At 66.4% G+C, this 20122-nt stretch carries 13 protein-coding genes; 4 read left to right on the top strand and 9 right to left on the bottom strand.

Features of this window, described 5'->3' with window-relative positions:
• Window positions 1-3: 3 nt before the first annotated feature.
• A complete protein-coding gene (locus ACW17U_RS18455) occupies window positions 4-762 on the top strand; it encodes a dienelactone hydrolase family protein (protein WP_492054306.1) in 759 nt (252 codons plus the stop codon).
• On the opposite strand, the gene ACW17U_RS18450 is transcribed toward ACW17U_RS18455, so the two are convergent.
• The 4 genes from ACW17U_RS18450 to ACW17U_RS18435 all read right to left on the bottom strand — a co-directional run bounded on the left by ACW17U_RS18450 (window position 759) and on the right by ACW17U_RS18435 (window position 9653).
• On the bottom strand, window positions 759-1955 hold the full coding sequence (locus ACW17U_RS18450) for a DUF418 domain-containing protein (protein ID WP_492054305.1): 1197 nt from the start codon (window positions 1953-1955) through the stop codon (window positions 759-761). The genes ACW17U_RS18455 and ACW17U_RS18450 overlap by 4 nt on opposite strands.
• 69 nt (window positions 1956-2024) lie before the next feature.
• On the bottom strand, window positions 2025-3344 hold the full coding sequence (locus tag ACW17U_RS18445) for an MFS transporter (RefSeq protein ID WP_492054304.1): 1320 nt from the start codon (window positions 3342-3344) through the stop codon (window positions 2025-2027).
• Window positions 3345-3394: 50 nt separating this feature from the next.
• Window positions 3395-8248 (bottom strand): NAD-glutamate dehydrogenase, encoded by a 4854-nt coding sequence (locus ACW17U_RS18440; RefSeq protein WP_492054303.1) that lies wholly within the window; start codon window positions 8246-8248, stop codon window positions 3395-3397.
• A gap of 274 nt (window positions 8249-8522) precedes the next feature.
• Complete coding sequence (locus ACW17U_RS18435; protein ID WP_084746111.1) at window positions 8523-9653, bottom strand: AI-2E family transporter; 1131 nt, start codon at window positions 9651-9653, stop codon at window positions 8523-8525.
• A 97-nt stretch (window positions 9654-9750) separates the two neighbouring features.
• Between ACW17U_RS18435 and ACW17U_RS18430 the strand changes: the two genes are divergently transcribed.
• Window positions 9751-11280 carry a helicase HerA-like C-terminal domain-containing protein gene (locus tag ACW17U_RS18430; protein WP_062150283.1) on the top strand — a complete coding sequence of 510 codons (1530 nt, stop codon included), beginning with the start codon at window positions 9751-9753 and terminating at the stop codon, window positions 11278-11280.
• Window positions 11281-11311: 31 nt separating this feature from the next.
• Here the strand turns inward: ACW17U_RS18430 and ACW17U_RS18425 are convergent, their stop codons facing one another.
• On the bottom strand, window positions 11312-13756 hold the full coding sequence (locus ACW17U_RS18425; RefSeq protein WP_492054302.1) for an EAL domain-containing protein: 2445 nt from the start codon (window positions 13754-13756) through the stop codon (window positions 11312-11314).
• A 131-nt stretch (window positions 13757-13887) separates the two neighbouring features.
• Window positions 13888-14871, bottom strand: coding sequence for a UDP-glucose 4-epimerase GalE (galE, locus tag ACW17U_RS18420; protein ID WP_492054301.1), 984 nt, complete (start codon window positions 14869-14871; stop codon window positions 13888-13890).
• 201 nt (window positions 14872-15072) lie between these two features.
• Between galE and ACW17U_RS18415 the strand changes: the two genes are divergently transcribed.
• Entirely contained in the window at window positions 15073-16380 is a 1308-nt protein-coding gene (locus ACW17U_RS18415) for a UDP-glucose dehydrogenase family protein (RefSeq protein ID WP_492054300.1), read from the top strand.
• A gap of 1 nt (window position 16381) precedes the next feature.
• Window positions 16382-17356, top strand: coding sequence for an NAD-dependent epimerase/dehydratase family protein (locus ACW17U_RS18410; RefSeq protein ID WP_492054299.1), 975 nt, complete (start codon window positions 16382-16384; stop codon window positions 17354-17356).
• Here the strand turns inward: ACW17U_RS18410 and ACW17U_RS18405 are convergent.
• The 3 genes from ACW17U_RS18405 to ACW17U_RS18395 all read right to left on the bottom strand — a co-directional run bounded on the left by ACW17U_RS18405 (window position 17341) and on the right by ACW17U_RS18395 (window position 20095).
• Window positions 17341-18246, bottom strand: a complete 906-nt coding sequence (locus ACW17U_RS18405) for a DMT family transporter (protein ID WP_492055764.1) — start codon at window positions 18244-18246, stop codon at window positions 17341-17343. The two genes, ACW17U_RS18410 and ACW17U_RS18405, sit on opposite strands and share 16 nt — an antisense overlap.
• A gap of 5 nt (window positions 18247-18251) precedes the next feature.
• Window positions 18252-19139, bottom strand: coding sequence for an SDR family NAD(P)-dependent oxidoreductase (locus ACW17U_RS18400; protein ID WP_492054298.1), 888 nt, complete (start codon window positions 19137-19139; stop codon window positions 18252-18254).
• An 80-nt stretch (window positions 19140-19219) separates the two neighbouring features.
• Window positions 19220-20095 carry a WecB/TagA/CpsF family glycosyltransferase gene (locus tag ACW17U_RS18395; protein WP_062150305.1) on the bottom strand — a complete coding sequence of 292 codons (876 nt, stop codon included), beginning with the start codon at window positions 20093-20095 and terminating at the stop codon, window positions 19220-19222.
• Between the last annotated feature and the right edge of the window lie 27 nt (window positions 20096-20122).

Here is a 20122-nt window from a genome sequence, read left to right as displayed (position 1 = left end):
ATGATGCAAAGCGCCACCTGGGGAGCCAAGGTCATCGAGCACTCGCGGGTGTTTAAACCCGAGGGCGCCGGCCCCTTCCCGGTGGCGCTGATCCTGCACGGCTGCGGCGGCAAGACGCCGTTTCTCGAGGCCTATGCCCAGACGGCCGTCGAGGCCGGCTATGCGGCCGTGGTCGTCGATTCCCTTGAGCCGCGCGGCCTGTCGAGCCTGGACGCCAAGCTGACGGTCTGTACCGGCCTGAGGCTGCGCGGACACAGGCGAGCCGCCGACCTGTTCGGAGTCATGGCCTGGCTCGAAGGCGAGGCCTGGGCCGATCCGCGGCGGATCTTCCTGGCCGGCTGGAGCCATGGCGGCTGGACGATCATGGACGCCTTTGCCCTCGGCCCACGGGTCGGCGCGGTGACGGGTCTGGCCGACGCCGATCCGGCCAAGCTGCGCGACCGGGTCCATGGCGCGCTGCTGGTCTATCCCTATGCCGGCTATCCCGCCCTGACCACGCGACAGGGCTGGGGCGGCGGCGGGCCGAAGGTGTTTGCCGTACTGGCCGGCCGCGACCAGGTGGTGGGCTGGAAGGCCCCCAAGCGCGCCCTGGAGCGGCTGATCGCCGACGGTCTGGGCGTCGACACCGTGTTCCATGCCGACGCCACCCACGCCTTTGACGATGACCGGGCCAATGATCCGCGCGCCCGCTACCGGCCCGACCTGTTTGCCCAGACCCGGGACTATTTCAGCCAGGCCCTGTGGCAGGGCCTGGACGGCTAGGCTACGGCCCTGGCCTTCAGGATCGGGGTCGGGCCGCGATAGAGCCGACGCCAGAACCACTCCAGCGGCCCCATGGTGAAGCGGTCCATCCACCATTTCGACCACAGGATCTGCAGGATCCAGACGCCGACGACGATCAGGGCCAGGACCGGCCGGTCGACCTTGCCATGCAGGTTCAGCCCCCGGCCGCCATAGAAGATCGCGGTCATGATCACGGACTGGGTCAGGTAGTTGGTGAAGGCCATCTGGCCGACCGGGGCCAGGATCTCCGGGATCTTCTTCCAGAAGCCTGCCGACCGCGAGGCGAACACCACCAGGCTGACATAGGCCAGGGTGGTCAGGGGCGCGGTGGCCATCTGCACGACCCCGGCCGCCATGCCGAGCGGCTTGGGCAGTCCGGTCAAGGCAAAGGTGATGAAGAGCCCGCCCGTGACCGCGAGGGCCAGCAGTCCGACGACGGTGAGAATGACATAGGTCTTCTTCGAGGCCTCGCCGGTCAGGACTCCGGTCTTGAAGCAGCCCAGACCGATCAGCATCAGGCTGGTGGTCATCACCGCAATGATTGGCTCCCCGGCCAGCAGGGGCAGGCGGTCCTTGGCGTTCTGGATCAGGGACTGCAGGAAGGTCCCAGCATACTGGGCGGCGGCGGCACTGTTCTCGGCCGCCTCCTTGGCGGTCCGGGCCGCCTCCTTGGCCGCATCCTGCGGGATGAACAGAGCCGCGACCGTACCGGCCACCATCAGCAGGCTGAAGCCGATCCAGATGCCGATCCCGACCTTGAACAGCCGGCTGGGGGCCCAGGAGCGGGCAAACATCACGACGAAACCGGCCAGGGCGTAGCTCAGCAGCACATCGCCGAACCAGATCGCAAAGCCGTGCAGCAGGCCAAAGAGCACCATCCACATCAGCCGCTTGCGCAGGATGGCCCCCTTTTCGGTCTCGGACCGTTCGCCCCCGACCAGGAAGATCGAGACGCCGAACAGCATCGAGAACAGGGTCACGAACTTGCGCTGGAACAACCACTGGGTGGCGACCCAGACCGAGACCGTGTCGGCACCCGTGCCATGCGGCCAGTGCCGCACCGACTCGGCCAGGCCGGCCGTGACGGCGAAGTCCGGCGCATTGCAAAGCAGGATGCCCAGCACCCCCAGGCCCCGCAGGGAATCCAGCAGGACGATTCGTGACTTGATCATGTGCCCCCCCAGGCATTTCCGGGGCAGCCTAGACCTGACAGGCCCGGATTTACAACCTCAGGCTCAAGCTCAGGCGGCGGGCGGCCGGTCCGGCGTTCGGAACAGGACCAGGGCTCCGGCGATCATGAAACTGGCGGAAACGGCCACCGCGATCCGCTGATCGCCAAAGGCACTGGTGCCGATGGCGATGATCAGGGGGGCCAGAAAGGCCGTGGCCTTGCCGGACAGGGCGTAGAGGCCGAACCAGCGGCCGGACTCTCCGACCGGGGCCAGCTCGGCCATCCAGGCCCGCAGCGACGCCTGGGCAGGCCCGAAGGTCAGGCCGACAAACAGGCTGAAGAACAGATAGACCTGCTCGGACGTGCTGGCGAACAGGGCTCCGCCGTCCACGGGCGGTGCGACCGGAATCAGGAAGAACAGCCGGTCCGTGCCGACGCAGCCGATCCCGGCAGCACCGAACAGCACCACGGCCACGGCGATCAGCACGGTCTTGCGGGACCCAAGCCTCTGATCCACACGACCGCCGATGAAGGTCCCGATGCCGGCCGTCACCGAAAGGGCGATGGCATAGAGGCCCAGCTCCGTCGTCGTCCAGCCGAACAGTCCGGCCGCCAGCACACCGCCAAAGGCGATGAAGCTGGAAATCCCGTCGCCCAGCAGCATCCGGCCGACCAGGAACTTCAACATGTGGGGCCGGGACGGAAGGGTTTTGATCGTCGTCCACAACTCGGCCAGGGGTCTGGCGTCCGGCGCGACGGCCGGCGGCGTCGGGGCGCTGATCATCAAAGGCCAGCTGAACAGCAGGAACCACAGGGCGACCATCGGGCCCACAATGCGGTCCGGCTCGTGCAGGGCCTTGTCCAGACCGAGCATCGGCTTGTCCGGCAGCGAGAAGGCGAACAGCACGATGAACAGCGAGATGAGGGCCCCGACATAGGCCATGGCCCAGGCCGTACCGGACAGCCGGCCGACCTGGCCCGGTCGGGCGACGAGCGGCAGCAGGGCGTTCATCACCGAGCCGCCGAGCTCGGCCGTGACCCCCGCCACGACCAGGCAGGCCAGGACGGGCAGAATACGCGAGGTATCGCCCGGCGTCGCCAGCCACAGGCCGGCGCTGGCCAGAACAAACGGAACAGCAAGGGCGATCAGCCAGGTGCGTGGATTGCGCCGGGCGTCGACGGCTGCGCCGACCAGGGGACTCAGCACCGCGATCGCCAGGCCCGACACCGCACCGGCATAGCCCAGCAGACTCTGGCCCCGCGCCGCATCGCCCACAAAGCCGGCCGCGAAATAGGGGGTGAAGATGAAGGTGGCGATCAGCGCCCAGTAGGGCTGTTGCGCCCATTCATAGGCAGCCCACGCCACGCGGCGCCGATCATCCTGGTGCATCCCAAGCCCCCCTTCGGCCTCCCCCGGCTGGGGGAGACCGAAATCCAACCCTAGCCTGCGTTGGCCAGTTCGCGCAGCGCCGCATTGGCGATGGTCAGCTTGGCGAAGGTCCAGCCGCCACCGGCGGTCTCGATGTCCTCGACCGTGCGCTTGGCCGAGCGCACCCGATCCATCCGCAGGGCGGCCCAGGAGGTCACCGCCGCCTTGGCCGAAAGCTCATCCTCGCCGGCCTGGGCATTGGCCGAGAACTTCAGCACCGCCTGGGTGATCGCGGTCTGCTCACTGAGCAGGTCCTCGATCAGGCGGCGCACGGCCAGACGCTCGAAGGCGTCGCCGCCGACAAAGGACCCGGCCGCGCCGCGCAGTCGGTCGAAGCCGAAAGCGGCCCCGGCCTGGTGATAGAGCCGAGCCACGGCCTTGACGGTCCAGCTGGAGCCGCCGGCCAGGTCCACCAGATCGGCGGCGATGGTCAGGGGCTGCAGGGCCGCCACGGCCTGGGCCAGGGCTTCCGGCGCACCCTCGGCGACGTAGCCCTTGACCCGCTTGGCCACGGCCTTCTGCTCATAGGGTGACAGCACGGCCGGGGTCATGTCGCGCAGCTCCGCAACCGCCGGACCGTAGTTGTCGACCAGGGTCTTGACCGACGCCTTGTCGCGGAAGGCCCGTCGGGCCAGCCAGAAGGTCAGGCTGCGCAGGGCATAGGCCAGGGCCTTGTAGAGCGCCGTCTGACCGGCGGCCGAGGCGTGGTTGTCCAGCGCGCCGACCTGGGCCCACAGGGCGTCTGCGCCGAGAATCCGGCGCGCAGCCGTGAAACCGGTGACCAGGGCAGTGACATCGCAGCCCGCGGCGGCCTTCAGGCGCGTCGCAAAGGTCGGGCCACACATGTTGACCATCTGGTTGCCGACTACCGTGGCGATGATCTCGCGCTTCAGCCGGTGCTTCTGCATCTGGTCGGCATAGCGATCGAGCGCCGCGGGGAAATAGCCGCGCAGGGTCGCCTCAAACCAGGGATCGTCCGGCGCATTGGAGGCAACGATCTCGTCGAACAGGTCGAGCTTGCCATAGGCCAGCAGCACGGCCAGTTCCGGCCGGGTCAGACCCTTGCCTGCCGCGCCGCGTTCCAGCAGCACGGTATTGGTCGGCAGACCTTCGACCTTGCGGTCCAGGCGTCCGCGGCTTTCCAGATTGACCATGTAACGGATCTGGGAGTCGACCTCGCTGGTGGCATCGCTTTCCAGCAGGGTCAGGGCCAGGGTCTGGTCGTAATTATGCTCCAGCACGTGATGGGCGACATCGTCGGTCATCGAGGCCAGGAGGATGTTGCGGCTGGGGCGATCCAGCTCCCCGGCCCGTTCGAGCAGGCCGGTCAGGATCTTGATATTGACCTCATGGTCGGAGCTGTCGACGCCGGCCGAATTGTCGATGGCGTCGGTATTGATATGGCCTCCGGCCGCCGCGAACTCGATGCGGCCGGCCTGGGTCAGACCCAGATTGGCGCCCTCGCCGACCACCTTGACCCGCAGCTCGGAGCCATTGACCCGCACGGCATCATTGGCCTTGTCTCCGGCGTCGGCATGGCTCTCGCCCCTAGCCTTCACATAGGTGCCGATGCCGCCGAGATAGAGCAGCTCGGCCTTGGAGGTCAGGATCGCGGTCATCAGCTCGGCCGGGGAAACGGCCTCGGCCTTGATCTCGAACAGGGCCCGAACCTCGGCCGACAGCGGAATGCTCTTCAGGCTGCGCGCGAACACACCGCCGCCCGGCGAGATCTTGCTGCGGTCATAATCGTCCCACGACGACCGCGGCAGCTTGAACATGCGGTCGCGCTCTTCCCAGGACGAGGCGGTGTCCGGATTGGGATCCAGGAAGATGTGACGGTGATCGAAAGCGGCCAGCAGACGGGTCTGCTTGGATAGCAACATGCCGTTGCCGAACACGTCGCCGCTCATGTCGCCGACCCCGACCACGGTGAAGGGTTGGGTCTGGATGTCCTTGCCCATTTCACGGAAGTGGCGCTTGACCGCTTCCCAGGCCCCGCGGGCCGTGATGCCCATGACCTTGTGGTCATAGCCGACCGAGCCGCCCGAGGCGAAGGCGTCGCCCAGCCAGAAGCCGTAGTCTTCAGCCACGCCGTTGGCGATATCGGAGAAGGTCGCCGTGCCCTTGTCGGCGGCCACGACCAGATAGGGGTCCTCGCCGTCATGGACGACGACTGAGGGCGGCGGCACGACCCGGTTGTCGGCGTCGATGTTGTCGGTGATGTCCAGCAGGCCCGACAGGAAGGTCTTGTAGGCCCTGATCGCCTCGTTGCGCACCGCTTCGGGGGTTCCGCCGCGCGGCAACTGCTTGGGATAGAAGCCGCCCTTCGAGCCGACCGGCACGATGACCGCATTCTTGACCTGCTGGGCCTTGACCAGCCCCAGCACCTCGGTGCGGAAATCATCCCGGCGATCGGACCAGCGCAGACCACCGCGGGCCACCGGCCCAAAGCGGAGATGCACCCCTTCGATGTGCGGCGCGGAAATGAAGATCTCGCGATAGGGCTTGGGCGCAGGCAGGTCCTCAAGCTCGCGGGAGGCGATCTTGAAGCTGATATAGGGCTTGGGCTGACCGTCGGCCCCGGGCTGATAGAAGTTGGTGCGCTGGATCGCGCCGACCAGGGCGGCGATCCGGCGCAGGACCCGGTCGGCGTCCAGGCTTTCGACGGCTTGCAGAGCCTCGCTGATCTTGGCCTCAACCGCCTTGGCCTGCTCCTTGCGGGTCGGCAGGTCGACGAGAATGGCCGGATCGAACTTGGTCTGGAACAGGTCGAGGATCAGGCGCGACACGCCGGGGTGATCGGCAAGCGCCTGCTCCTGCACGCCCTGGCTGGGGTCGAGCCCCGATTGCTGGCGATAGCGTGCCAGACCCCGGATCAGGGCGGCTTCGCGCCAGCCGATCCCCAGTTCCAGCACCAGACGGTTGAACCCGTCGCTCTCGGCGCGACCGGTCCAGATGGCGACGAAGGCCGCTTCGAAGGCAAGCTTCACATCGCCGAAGGTCAGGTGTTCGCCCTGCTCGTCGGCCAGCACGAACTCATGGACCCAGACCGGCGCGGGTTCACCCCCGTCACCGACGGGCGAAACCTTGTGGCCATCCTCGATCAGGGCCTTCAGGCCCATGTGCTCGAGAATGGGCAGCACGTCGGCCAGGGGCGCGGCGGCAGTCGGTCGATAAAGTTTGAACCGGAAGGTCTTGGCGCTGTCTTCGGGACGGCGGAAGGCCCGGACACGAACGGCCTCGCCTTCGGTCAGGGCATCGATGACCTCGATATCGGCCAGGGCTTCAGCGGCGTCATACTGGTCGCGATAACCAGGCGGGAAGGCGCCGGCATACCGCGCCAGGGTCGAGCCGACCCGTCCAGGCGCGCCGCCGTCGCGGATTGCTGCATCGAAGCGGTCCTCCCAGGTGCGGGCCGTCTCGGCAATCGCCGCTTCCAGCTGGGCCATCTCCGGTTCGCGATGGTCCCCCGGGGTCACACCGATGATGAAGTGAACCCGCGCGAGGGGCGCATCGGTGAAGCTCGGATAATAGGCGGAAACCCGGCCGCCAAAGGCTTCTGCGAGCAGTTTGCCGGCCCGCTCGCGGACGCCGGAATCATAGCGCTCCCGCGGTACGAACAGCAGGGCGGATATGAACCGGTCAAACGGATCACGGCGGGAGAACAGGCTCACCCGCGGGCGGTCATAGAGGTGGAGAACCCCCAGCGCCATGCTCAGCAACTGGTCGGTGTCCGTCTGAAACAGTTCGTCGCGCGGCCAGGTCTCGAGGATGTTGCGCAGCCGCTTGCCGTTGTGGCTATCGGGGTCCTTGCTGGCGCTCTCCAGAACCCGCGCCACCTTGCGGCGGATCAGCGGCACGTCATAGGCGCGGGTTTCGTAGGCTTCGGCCGTGAACAGCCCGACAAAGCGCACCTCGCCGGAGGGCTTGCCGTCAGCGCCGTACCGCCGCACGCCGACATAGTCCATGTAGCCGCGGCGATGGACGCGCGAGCGCAGGTTCGACTTGGCGACGACAATCGGATCGCCGATCTCGATATGGTCCCGAATCTGGCGCGACAGGATGGCCGGCTCACTGCCGCGTCGCAGCACGGTCCGGACTTCATCCCGAAGAACACCCAGATTTCCCTCGGGGCGGTCCAGCGGCTCTTCGGCCGCATAACCACCATCGCTGGTCCGGGGATAGTCATAGACCCGCGCACCGAGGAACACGAAGTGGTCGTCAGCCAGCCAGTCGAGGAAGTCGAGGTCTTCAGCCCGCTCCTCCGCCGGAATGGCGACCTTGGTGTCTCGCAGTTCGGTAATCGTCCGGCGCATCAGGTTGCGCATGGCCTCGAAGTCCTGAACGGCCAGTCGGACATCGGCCAGGGCTTCACTGACAGCCTGGATCAGGGCGGCTTCGCGATCCTCGCCCACCGGCGCAAGATAGATCTGGATCATCGAGCGGCGCTGACCGCCGACCTCGGCCACGGGGTGGAACATGGCGCGGACCTGGAAGCCGGCTTCGGCTACGGCGCCCATGATGCTGTCGACAAGGAAGGGCCGATCCAGCTGGATGATCTCAAGAAGATCTCCGCGCAGAGACGTTCCGTCGGGCTTGCGGGCCGGCCGGAGGCGAATGGCCGGCTCCTCGACGTCAGCGACCGTCTCGCCGAAGCGCCAGAAATCGGCAAGCGCAACAGCGGTATCGTCGGCGTCAAAGCCGGGCAGTTCGTCAGCGGACCAGTCATCCTGGGCCTGGGCGAGAAAATGACCGGCCTGGGCCGGCAGGGACTCAACCGACGACCCCAGGGCTTGGGCGAAAGCCGAGATCAGCTGGCCGCTACCTGGCCCCTGAATCTGGGGGTCATTTTTTGCACCAACCATGGGTTTTCCTCGCGTTTTTTTGGCAGCAACCTAGACTTTTTGGGGCGCGATTCAACCAGGCCGTCAAAAATACGCAAAGGATCTTGCGAATTCAGGAGCTCTGGGAATGTCTTGCAACAACGGAAGCGCCGCCGGTGGGGGAACCGGCGGCGCAGACCCGCCGGGGGGGGCTGGCGGGCATTATCCGCAGCGGGCGCGCCGGAGAACCAGGCTGCGTCGCGCGGGGTCCGACCAATGGGGGGGGCGTCGGACACTTCAGAGATAGGGGCCACTTTCAGGATTTTAAGTCCCCGTCGGCGACTTTCTGTTGGGTGTCGGTGGAAGGCGTGGGGATAGCCGAGCTAGATCCGTCCGAGGCCGCACCGGCAACCTGCGGATCGCCGTCTTCCGACAACAGGATGGCGATCCAGCGCGAGCCGTCAAACTGGGCCAGAATGACCATGAAGGCCACGGTCAGCGGCGTTGACAGAAACATGCCCGGCACGCCCCACAAGGCACCCCAGAGGGCCAGGGAGAGCAGAACCACGGTCGGATCCATGTTCAGGCTGTCGCCCTGCATGCGCGGCAGGACGATGTTGCCAACCACGAAATAGATGGCCTGCAGGGCCAGGAACAGGACGACGGCCGGCACGAAGCTGTCGGGGAACTGCACGAGGGCGAACAGCGGCGGCAGGAAGCAGCCGATCGCACCGCCGACAATCGGGATGTAGCTGGCCAGGAAAATCAGGAAGGCCCAGAAGAAGGCGTTGTCGAGCCGCAGCAGGGCCATGACGAGCCAGGCTCCCACGGCAATCATCAGGCCCGTTACGGTCTGGATCCACAGATACTGCTCGATGCCGTCGCGGATCCGGTGAAACAGCACCATGGCCCGGCCGCGCTCGATCGACTGCGGAAACAGGGCGACGATCTTGCGGCTGAACCCGCGGCGGGACGCGATGATGAAGCCCAGATAGATCAGAACCAGCACCGCGCTGGCCGCGAAGTTCTGCAGGCTCTGGGCGGCCGCGCCGACAAAACGCTGCGGATTGAGCTGGGTGATCAGGTCACCCATCGTCGGGGCCACATGGATGCCGACCGCATGGGCCAGGTTGGCGATCACATCATTGAGCCTCGGCGCATAGGTCTTCAGCTGGTCGACGAAGCCGGCACTGTTCTCGGCGACCAACCATACGGACAGGCCAAACAGCAGGATCAGGAAGACGATCGCGGTCGGCAGGGCCACGTGCTTCGGAAATCGGGCCTTTTGGATCAGGACGCGCGAAAAGCTGTCGATCATCACGGCGAGGAACACCGCCAGGGCCAGGGGCGTCAGAATGTCCCGCATCCAGAGCAGGGCTGCACCGCCCGCGATCACCGCCAGGAAAACCACGGCATTGCGCGTTGCGGCCGAGGAGGAAACGGTCATTCAGCGACTCCAGAAGGGCGCGATACTCTGCCCGCCGCGATTGGCGCGACGCAAGGGCGCGGTTAGGGTCGAACTGCAAGTTTGAAGGAAGTTTCATATGACGCTGACGATTGGTGAAGGTGAAATCCTGATCGGACTGGGGGAAGGACCCGTGACCCAGCGTCTGGACCGGTCAAATCGGCATGGCGTCGTGGCCGGCGCGACCGGCACGGGCAAGACCGTCACCCTGCAGATCATGGCCCAGGCCTTTTCCGAGGCCGGCGTGCCCGTCTTCGCCGCCGACGTGAAGGGCGACCTGTCCGGCATCGCCGTGGCCGGCACACCCAATGACAAGATGCTGGCCCGCGCCGCGACGATGGACCTGACCCTGACCCCCGGCGCGCCCCCGACCGTCTTCTGGGACCTGTTTGGCCAGAAGGGGCACCCGATTCGCACGACCATCTCGGAGATGGGGCCGGTCCTGCTGGCGCGCCTGCTGGAGCTCAATGATGTTCAGGAAGGCGTCCTGACCATCGTTTTCCACGTGGCCGACAAGGATGGACTGCTGCTGCTGGATCTCAAGGATCTGCAGGCCGCGCTGAAATATGTCGCCGACCACGCCGCCGATATCGGCACCCTATATGGCAATGTTTCGCCAGCCACCGTTGGCGCGATCCAGCGCAAGCTTTTGACCCTGCAGAGCCAGGGCGCCGAGAACTTCTTCGGTGAACCGGCGCTGAAGCTGGCGGACATCATGCGTACCGACGTCGCCGGCCGCGGCTATGTCAATTTGCTGGCCGCAGACAAGCTGATCCAGTCCCCCAAACTCTATTCGACCTTCCTGCTTTGGCTGCTGTCAGAACTGTTCGAAGAGCTGCCCGAGCTGGGCGATCCCGAAAAGCCCCGCCTGGTCTTCTTCTTTGACGAAGCCCACCTGCTGTTCAATGACGCACCCAAGCCCCTGCTGGAGAAGATCGAGCAGGTGGTGCGCCTGATCCGCTCCAAGGGCGTGGGGATCTATTTCGTCACCCAGAACCCGGCCGACATCCCGGATGCCGTGCTGGGTCAGCTGGGTGCCCGCATCCAGCATGCCCTGCGCGCCTATACCCCTGCCGATCAGAAGGGCCTGAAGGCGGCTGCCCAGTCCTTCCGGGTCAATCCCTCCTTCGACACCGCCGAGACCATCCAAGGCCTCGGCGTCGGCGAGGCCCTGGTCTCGACCCTCGACGCCAAGGGCGCGCCCTGTGTCGTGCAGAAGACCATGATCCGGCCACCGGCTTCGCGACTGGGACCGCTTACGCCGGAAGAGCGCGCCGCCCTGATCGCCCAGAGCCCGGTCGCCGGGCTCTATGACACCGCCCAGGATCGCGACAGCGCCTACGAAATCCTGCAGGGCCGGGCGCGGGAAGCCCAGCGCGAAGCCGAGGCCTCGCAGGAGGCGGCCGAGGCGGAAAAGCGTCGCGAGGCCGAAGACAAGGTCCGGGCCCGGGAAGAGGCGCGAGAGGCGCGCACCGCGCCGCGACCGAGGGCTTCAAGCCGCCAGGGCATGGCCGAGACCTTCGCCAAGTCGTTGCTGCGCACCGTCGCCAGTCAGGCGGGCCGCGAAATCATGCGCGGCCTTCTGGGGAGCCTGAAGCGCAGTCGCTAGCGAGGCGGCAGGGTTTTGACCCGGTCCGCGGTCAGGCCGCGGACCGCCGCGAACGCCGGGTGGCCTGCGGTTCGGACGGAGCCTGCGTCTGGTCCGGGGCTTGGGCTGGTGCCGGGTTGGCCCGGGTCCAGGCCTCGAGCGTGTGCAAGGGGCCCGGCCGACCGATGGCATAGCCCTGCAGCTCCGCGCAGTCCTCGCTGCGCAGGAAGTTGATCTGTTCCTGGGTCTCGACACCCTCGGCCACGACCGGGATCTCGAGGCTGCGGCCCAGTCCGAGGACGGCCCGGACGATCACGGTGGCGCGGTCGTGGCGATGGATGTTTTCCACGAAGCTCTTGTCGATCTTGATCTTGTCGAACGGGAAGGACTGCAAGGTCGACAGGGATGAGAAGCCGGTGCCGAAATCGTCCATGGCGATGCGGACGCCAAGCGCCTTCAGCCGGCGCAGGTTGTCGAGTGCCCGCTGATAGTCCTTGAACAGGGCGCTCTCGGTGATCTCCAGCTCGAGACGATGCGGTGACAGGCCCGTCGAGATCAGCACCTCATGCACGAGGGTCGGCAGGGCGGGGTTGTTGAGCTGTAGCGGCGACAGATTGACCGCAATCCGCAGGGGTTTCTCCCAGGCAGCGGCATCGGCGCAGGCCTGGCGCAGGACCCATTCGCCCAGCGGGGCGATCAGGCCGTTCTCTTCGGCCACCGGAATGAAGTCGAGCGGCGGGATCATGCCGCGGGTCGGATGCTGCCAGCGGACCAGCGCCTCAAAACCGCAGACCTCACCATCAGCGGCGCGCGCCAGGGGCTGGTAGTAGACCACCAGCTCCCCGTCCGTGATGCCCTGTTTCAGGTCACGGGCCAGGGACCGGCGTTCGCGGATCGACTCGTCCATCTCCCGCTTGAAGAAGCGATAGATGCCGCGGCCGCCCTCCTTGGCGCGAGACAGCGCCATGTCGGCATTGGCCATCAGAGACTCGGCGGTGCGACCATCATCCGGGTAGAGACTGACTCCAAGGCTCGCGCCCATGGTCAGATCCTGGCCCTCGAACATGACCGGTGTTGCCAGGGCATCGAGCATCCGCCCGGACAGCTCGGCGGCGGCCGTCGGTTGATCGCCGCCCCCCACCTGCACCACAATGAACTCGTCGCCACCCAGGCGCGCGGCAAAGGACGGCGCAGTAACGGAATCCTGCAGGCGGCGCGCGGTCTCGACCAGCAGGGCGTCACCGGCCAGATGACCATGCTGGTCGTTGGCTTCCTTGAAGTGGTCGAGGTCGATGCAGATCACCGACAGCGTTTCGCCCGAGGCCTCGACCCGTTCGATGGTCGCCGCCAGACGGGTCTGGAGCGAATTGCGGTTCAGCAGGCCGGTCAGGCCGTCATGTTCGGCCAGGTAGCGGATCTTTTCCTCGGCCGAACGACGCTCGCGCAGATCCCGGACGGCCAGCACGGTCAGACCCGAAGTCTCGGTCCGGGCCCCGTCGTCCATCAGACGGGCAAAAACTTCGACCGGAATTTCGCGGCCACCCTCAACCGGCTGCAGGACGCCTTCGCGGCGGACGTCGTCGCGAGAGCCTTCGCCGCCGCTGAACCGCAGGATCTCGCCGTACAGGGGCTTGCCGGTGATCTCGGCGAGTGGAGCGCCCAGCAGCTCGCAGAAAGCGGCATTGGCATCATTGATGCGGCCATCCTGCACCACGACGATGCCTTCATAGGCCGCATTGGCCAGCCGGCGGATGCGTTCCAGCGCCGAACGGGTGGTCTGGGATTCGATGGCAACCGCGCCGAGGCCGCCCAGAATGATCAGGCCGGTGATGCTGGTGACCGCCAGGGTCAGGACGCCGCCCGACAGCAGCTGATCTGGCACGATGATGGCCGCGTCGGGCACGATGGTGATGGCACCCATGCCTGTGAAATGCAGGCCGCAGACTCCGAGGGTCAGCATGACGCCGCCCAGGACCTGCTTGCCGAGGCTGCGGGCGCGGCCCGCCAGGATCAGGGCGGCCGTACAGCCGGCGACGCCGAACAGGACCGAGGCCCCGACCGTGGCATGTTCCCAGACCAGATGGCCCTGGGTCACGAAGGCAGTCATGCCCGTATAGTGCATGGACGCGACGCCCATGCCGAGGATCAGGCCGCCGGCCATGTCGTTGGTGCGGGTGCGCTGGGCCGAAGCGACGACGAAGCCCGAGCCCATGAACAGCACGGCGATCATCAGGGACAACAGGGTCCCGGTCGGGCTGTAACCGGTTTTGAGGCCGGGATCATAGGCGACCATGCCGATAAAATGGGTGGCCCAGACCCCCGAGCCGCAGACAAGCCCAGTCAGCAGAAGCCAGGCCGCCCGGACCAGCCCCTTGGCGCCGCGCATGCGCGAGTAAAGTCTGAACGCCGTGAAGCAGGCCGCAAAGCAAACGACCGCTGCCACGCCGACCAACCGATAATCATGCTCGGTCGTCAGACAGGTCAAAACCTTTAACACACGCGGTTCCCCCGGATCACAGACCTCAAACGATACGGCAGGAGTTACAAATAAACAGTTTCAACGCGGGGTCGTGCGTGAAACCTCCGCCATCCAGACGAATTGGGGGCCGGATCAGCCCCAATCGCCGGTCACCGGCCCGCTGCGGCCTGGGCCTGATGCCAGCGCCAGGCGCTGCCGAGGATCACATCGAGGTCGCGTGACGGCGACCAGCCCAGATCGGCACGGGCCTTGGCATTGTCGCCAACCAGAATCGGGGCATCTCCCGGACGTCGACCGGCCATCTGCACCGGGAGGGGCCGGCCGGTGGCGCGCTCAACCCCGGAAATCAGCTCCCTGACGGTCGTGCCATGACCCGTACCCAGATTGTAGCTGGTGCTCGACGCCCCGGAGAGAAGCCGGTTCAGGGCCGCGACATGGGCATCGGCCAGGTCCAGAACGTGGACATAGTCGCGCACCGCCGTGCCGTCGCGGGTATCGTAGTCGTCGCCGAAAATCGTGAAATGCGGGCGCTGGCCGAGGGCTACCTGGATGGCCAGGGGAATGGCATGGGTCTCGGGCTCGTGCCATTCGCCGATTCGGCCCTCGGGATCGGCCCCGGCGGCATTGAAATAGCGCAGCACCGTGCTGCGGAAGCCGGCATAGCGGCCATAGTCGGCCAGGGCCTGCTCGACCATCAGCTTGCTGCGGCCATACGGATTGAGCGGGGCCTGGGGATGGGTCTCGTCCATCGGCAAGGTCACCGGATCGCCGAAAGTGGCGCAGGTGGACGAAAAAACCAGGGCCTCGACGCCGGCCCGGCGCGCGGCCTCGACCAGGGTGATCGTGCCGGAAACATTGTTGTCAAAGAACGCACCCGGATCCTTGACCGACTCACCAACCTCGATACGGGCCGCGAAGTGCAGTACGGCAACCGGCTTGTGGGCGTTGAACACCGCATCGAGCCGGGCTGCGTCGCGAATGTCACCAATCTCCAACGGCCCCCACTGCACGTGCTCCCGGTGGCCATTGGACAGGTCATCCAGGACGACAGGCGTGAACCCGGCCTCAGCCAGGGCCAGACAGGTGTGAGAGCCCACATAGCCGGCACCGCCGGCGACCAGAACGGTCCGCATCTTTTTTCCTTCGCACGTCAGGCTTCTGGCTATCGACTTTGGATCAAGGTTGAAAGTCTGCGGTGGCGCATCACGAAGATCGTCATGATGATGTCATCAGCTTGAGTGTCTTAGCCGCGCGGCTTGCCTCGGCACCGCGATTGCTGGATTAGGCAGAGACGTCGCCCGCCGGGCGGCGATCGATCGGATCAGGATGTTTCGATGCGCGTAGCGATGATTGGCACGGGTTATGTCGGCCTGGTGTCCGGGGCGTGTTTCGCCGACTTCGGGCACGTGGTGACGTGCATCGACAAGGATCCCAGCAAGATCGAGCGCCTGGAGCGGGGCGAGATCCCGATCTTCGAACCGGGCCTGGACGATCTTGTGGCGCGCAATGTTCGCGAAGGTCGGCTGTTCTTCACCCTCGAAGGGGCGGAGGCGATCAAGGCCGCTGACGCGGTGTTCATCGCCGTCGGCACCCCGACCCGTCGCGGCGATGGCCACGCGGACCTGTCCTATGTCTATGCCGCAGCCGAGGAGATCGCCGGCCTGATCGAGGACTTTACGGTGATTGTCACCAAGTCGACCGTGCCGGTCGGCACCGGCGACGAGGTTGAGGCGATCATCAGGCGCGTTCGCCCCGACGCCCAGTTTGCCGTGGTCTCCAACCCAGAATTCCTGCGCGAAGGCGCGGCGATCGAGGATTTCAAGCGCCCCGATCGCGTGGTGGTCGGCACCGAGGACGAGCGGGCCCAGGCGGTGATGCGCGACCTCTACCGGCCGCTGTCGCTGAACGAGACCCCGATCGTCTTCACCGGTCGCCGGACCAGCGAGCTGATCAAATATGCGGCCAACGCCTTCCTGGCTATGAAGATCACCTTCATCAACGAGATGGCCGACCTGTGCGAAAAGGTTGGGGCCGACGTTCAGCAGGTGGCCAAGGGCATCGGCCTGGACAAGCGGATCGGCGGCAAGTTCCTCAATGCCGGACCCGGCTATGGCGGATCCTGCTTCCCGAAAGACACCATCGCCCTGGTCAAGACCGCCCAGGATTTCGGGGCTCCGACCCGGCTGATCGAGACGACCGTCGAGGTCAATGACGCCCGCAAGAAGGCCATGGCCGGCAAGATTGCCGCGGCTATCGGCGCGACCGATCTCACGGGCAAGACGATCGGCGTGCTCGGTGTGACCTTCAAGCCCAATACCGATGACATGCGCGACGCCCCCAGCCTCGACATCCTGCCGGCCCTGCAGGCCATGGGGGCCCGCGTCCAGGCCTATGACCCAGAAGGCGCCCGGGAGGCCGCCCACATGCTGCCCGGCGTGGACTTCAAGGCCGGTGCCTATGAGGCCGCCGAAGGCATCGATGCCCTGGTGATCCTGACCGAGTGGGACCAGTTCCGCGCCCTGGACCTGGATCGCCTGAAGCTGTTGATGAAGGTCCCGGTCGTGGTCGACCTGCGTAATGTCTACAAGCCCAGCGAAATGGTCCGCCACGGCTTCACCTACGCCTCGATCGGACGCGGCTGATATGTCCCATCCGATCATTGTCACGGGCGCGGCCGGCTTCATCGGCATGCATGTCGCCGAACGCCTGCTGGATCGCGGCGAGACGGTGATCGGGATCGACAGTTTCAACAGCTACTATGATCCGGCCCTGAAGGCCGCCCGGGCCGCGCGGCTGGAAGGCCGCCATGGCTTCACCATGGTCCGGCTGGACATCGCCGAGCACGAGGTCCTGCTGGATCTGGTCAAGTCATCCGGTGCCCGCCGGGTCGTGCATCTGGCTGCCCAGGCCGGCGTCCGTTACTCGATCGACAATCCCTTTGCCTATGAGCGGAGCAATCTGGCGGGTCATCTGGCCGTGCTCGAAGCCTGCCGACATGCCGGGGTCGAGTACCTGGTCTATGCCTCGTCCAGCAGCGTCTATGGCGACCGCCCCCTGAACGGCTCAGGCTTCCGGGAAACCGATCCGGCCGAGACGCCGGTGTCGCTCTACGCGGCCACCAAACGGTCCTGCGAGCTGATCAGCCAGAGCTATGCCAGGCTCTACGGCTTGCCCCAGTCGGGCCTGCGCTTCTTCACCGTCTATGGCCCCTGGGGCCGCCCGGACATGGCCTATTTCGGCTTTACCCAGAAGATCCTCGCCGGCGAACCCATCGAGGTCTTCGGCGAAGGCAAGATGGCCCGCGACTTCACCTATATCGACGACATCGTCGACGGCATTGTCGGGGTGCTCGACCACCCGCCGGGCGAAGGCGGGCATGAGGTCTACAACATCGGCGACAATGACCCGGTCGGGCTGATGGAGATGATCTCCACGCTCGAAGCCGCGCTCGGCGTAGAGGCCGTCAAGATCATGCGGCCCATGCAGCCGGGCGATGTCACCGCCACCTATGCCAATATCGACAAGCTCCAGGCCCTCACCGGCTACAAACCGAAGGTGCAGCTAGCCGAGGGGCTGGCGAGGTTCGTGGCGTGGCGGCGGGCCTATTCCGGTGCCTGAGCGACGGGGGCCAGGGCGCGCTTTGAAACCTGGTGTTCCCGCCAGGAAATGAACAGGGTTGAGCCGACCACGATGGCCGCGCCGATCAGGGTCGCTGTCCTGGGAACCTCGTGGAACAGCAGAAAGCCGACCAGAACCGCAAAGACCAGCCGGGTATAGTCGATCGGGGCCATCACGGCGGCCTCCCCGGCCTGCATGCCCTTGATATAGGCCCCCTGGGTCAGGGTGCCGATGACGCCCATGGCCGCCAGCAGGCCAAGGTCGGGCCAGCTGGGCCAGCGCCAGACGAACAGGGCCGGCGGGATCGAGAAGACCAGGCCCAGCACGGCGGCATAGACCAGCAGGGTGAACGGCGAATGGTCGCGGGTCATCACCTTCATGCCGGTAATGGTCAGGGCAAACAGCAGCGCCGCCGCCAGAGCCGCCGCCTGCGGCCAGCCCATCCAGCCGGCGGATCCGCCCGCGCCGGGCTGCAGCATGATCAGCACGCCGAGAAAGCCGATCACGGCAGCCGAGATCCGCAAGGGTCCGATCGGTTCGCGCAGGATCAGGCCGGCGAAGGGCACCAGCCACAGGGTCCGGGTAAAGGACAGGGCATTGGCGTCGGCCAGGGGCAGTTCCTGATAGGCATAGAAGCTCAGGATCAGCGCGAGAACGCCGGCGCTCGACCGGAAGATCAGAATGCCGGGCCGCGTGGTGTAGAACGTCCCCCGCCAGTCACGGGCCATCAACGGCAGCAGGATGATCACCCCCGCCAATTGCCGATAGAAGGTCTGCAAGGCGGCGGGATAGCCGGGGCCCAGATACTTGATCAGGGTGGTCATGGCCGTGAAACCGACGGCCGAGGCCAGCATCCACAGCGCGCCGCGCAGGTTCGGTGTCAGGGTGATTGCTGTCACCCCGGCGCGCCGGCCGTCATGGCCACCCGCATCTGCTCGGCCTGTTCCGGCGTGATGCCCATGGCCGACAGGATCGGCGAGGGCGCGGACTTGTCCCAGCTGCTGCGGCCACCGACCGTGATGCCGCCATCGACGACAATATGGGTGCCCGTCACGAACTCGGAGTCGTCGCAGGCCAGATAGAGGGCGGCACGGGCGATATCCTCCGGCAGGCCGGCCTTGGGGATCGGCTGGATCTTCGGACCGACCTCGGCGACGCGGGCCGCCATCTGGTCGGCAACCTCGCGCGGCAGACCCATCGAGGCCCCGAAGATCGAGGTGGCGATCAGGCCCGGGCAGATGGCATTGACCCGGATCCGGTCCGGCGACAGTTCGGCGGCCGCGCAGCGGCTCAGATGGATCACGGCGCACTTGGCGGTCGAATAGGCCAGGGGCCCGAACCCGGCCTGCAGGCCGGCGATCGAGGCGGTGTTGATGATCGAGCCGCCACCGCGCTCGAGCATCAGGGGCACGGCATGCTTCATGCCCAGGGCCGGACCGCGGACCAACAGGGCAAAGGTCTGGTCCCAGCCCTCGGCGGTCATGTCCGCCACGCCCAGGGGCGTGCCGCCATGGCCGGCATTGTTGAACAGGATGTCGAGGCCACCAAAGGCGTCCTTGGCCATGGCCACGGCCCGGGCAATATCGGCCTCGACGGTGACATCACAGCGGGCGAAACGGACCCGGTCGGGGAAACGCTTTTCGAGCATCGCGCCCTTGTCGTCCTGCAGGTCGGCGGCGATGACGCTGGCCCCCTCGGCGACGAACAGTTCGACCGTCCCGAGCCCGATCCCCGAGCATGCCCCGGTGATCACGGCCACCTTGCCGTTCAGACGTCCAGCCATGTGCAGTCCCTCCCTATGACACCCCGACCTCTGCTGGATCGGTGATCAGTGTTCATATTCGCGGAGGACCCGGGGCTTGGCTAGCCTGGAAAGGCGGTCGCGCCATCGATGCGGGTATCGGATCGGGTCAGGAAGGCCTGGCGCAGGTCGCCCAGGGCCGGGCCGATGAGGAACCAGGGCTCGATGCAGTAGCGCGAGAACAGCCGGCGCGGATCGGCGAGCAGACGAAACAGCCATTCGACGCCGAGCCGCCCCATCCAGCGCGGGGCCGCCTTCTGGACCCCGGCCTCATAGTCGAAAGCTCCGCCGACCGTGAAGTGGGCACAGGGGTGGGTGATCGCCTTGTGGTTCTCCAGCACCCAGATCTCCTGGCGCGGCATGCCCATGCCGACCAGCAGGATATGGGGCTTGAACGCGTTGATCGCCTCGACCACCGCCGTGTTCTCCGCCGAGCCGCAGCGGGCATCGAAATAGCCGTGGTGGGTCGCAAGCTCGACGCCGGGATGGTCGGCCAGGATCCTCTCGCGGGCCGCATCGGCTACGCCGGGGGCCCCGCCGACGAAGAAGACCCGCCAGTTTTCCTGTCGGGCCCGCGCCCAGAAGAAATCCCGCCAGTCGAGATAGGTGCAGCGATGGAACTGCCGGCTGTTGCGGCCGATCACCCGGGCCCAGGCCAGCAGCGGCGTCGAATCCACCTCGACCAGGTCGGCAGAGTCGAAGAAGGCCCGGATCCTGGCATTCCTGCGGACCAGATAGAGGCTGTGCAGATTGTGGTTGGCGATGATCGAGGACACGCCCCGGTTCAGGCGCGCCGCCACGAAGTGGAAGACCTCCTCGTGCCGCACAAGATCCATGCGCTCGCCCAGCAGCCGGACCCGTTCATTGGCGCGACGCTTCAGGCGGAACGGACGGGTGGCGACTGGCGGCGACGGAACGGAAGGGGCGATCTCGGGCATCTGCGGCTTTCTCAAGAACCGCGTTCA

The sequence above is a fragment of the Caulobacter sp. AVps16 genome, assembly GCF_058681455.1.
Note: the sequence above shows the minus strand (reverse complement) of the source record. Positions and strands in the feature narration are given on the sequence as shown.